The organism is Oleiphilus sp. HI0117, from assembly GCF_001635235.1.
Map to the genome: position 1 here is coordinate 1 of NZ_LWGA01000925.1, position 1233 is coordinate 1233.

At 43.2% G+C, this 1233-nt stretch carries 2 protein-coding genes; both read right to left on the bottom strand.

Annotated elements, in window-relative coordinates:
- Positions 1 to 660 (bottom strand): ETEC_3214 domain-containing protein (locus tag A3757_RS16555; protein ID WP_068739947.1); only part of this gene is annotated, 660 nt, incomplete at its 3' end.
- A gap of 52 nt (positions 661 to 712) precedes the next feature.
- Positions 713 to 1233, bottom strand: a 521-nt coding sequence (locus A3757_RS16560) for a transglycosylase SLT domain-containing protein (protein ID WP_156506370.1), incomplete at its 5' end; no start/stop codon positions are given.

Genomic DNA, 1233 nt, shown 5'->3' on the forward strand with positions numbered 1-1233 from the left:
CGACCGAACGGTGTAGGAAACCTTGCCCAGATATGTACTGACAAATAAGCCTGCTCGACCTCGATCTAGGTTTTCGAGGTAATAGCTCGCAGTTTTAGCATGGTCGATCACGTAGGTTTGTGGGTTGGCGGGGAAGGAGGTAAAGGCGGCTTCGCCTAAATTCCATGGGCCCTTGGTTGTTGTGGCAACTTCAGGATGAAAGTCTTCTAAAAGAGGTAAAACAGTAAAGGCTGTTACGCGCTCGTCATCTATAAAAAGCGTGAGTAAAAACTTTTCGTCGTAGTAATAATTAGCGTTAATATCTTGATTGATAGCGCGGGAGACCTGAGGGCTGCCTAACAGCTCCTCCATATAAGGCACTGTATTACCCACATGTATTTTGGATATCGTTTCATACTCGATATCGTTAGTAAATTCTGAACGAATGGTTTCAACGGTATCACCTAGCACGGTCACCGCTTCGGAGTACTCGCCCAAGGCGATAATGATGGCCAGGAAAGTGAGGAAAGAGCCTTTAAATTTGCTGAAGAAGAGACTTCCCCCGAACATGTGTTGTTCTTTTACTTCTTCTTCCACTTCATCTTCGATTGTATTTTGAAGTTCTTTGCTGAGCTCTTCTTTTAATTCCTGCTTGATTTTTATTCTTTGCTGTTCTTCCATGTTTGTCTCTCTCATTTGGCCGAAGCTGAAAGCCTTAAAAAAACGGCCTAATTTATCGGTACTTAGGAATACGCTTTTTCACTTTGGCTAAGTACTTTCGTGTTTCTTCGTAAGGCAAATGTTCGATTAAGTGATCATAGACTTCTTGGGGTGTAAGGGCGTTTATTTTAGCTAAGGCAGGTTTTAAACGTCGCTTCCCAGTGAAGGCTTTCGCTACATTACCTGCGCCTGTGTTATAGGCGGCAATACTACAATAAAGTCGACTCAGCTCATTTTTGATACCTTTAAGGTAGCGATAGTACAGAATATTTAAATAGGTCGTACCCACTTCAATATTTTTGTCAGAGGTATAGAGATATGAAGGCGAGAGTATTTTTGCCTTGCCAAATAATTGTTGAGTTGCGTCTTGCCCTGCTGAGCTTGGAACAATCTGCATTAGACCATAGGCCGGAATCGGGGAGCGAGCCATCGGGTTGAATGCAGATTCGGTTTCAATAATGGCGTAGACCAGTGCGTCTTCGATTTTTGACTTTGCCGCAAACTTGCTCACGTCACTCGATAACATTTTTGCCT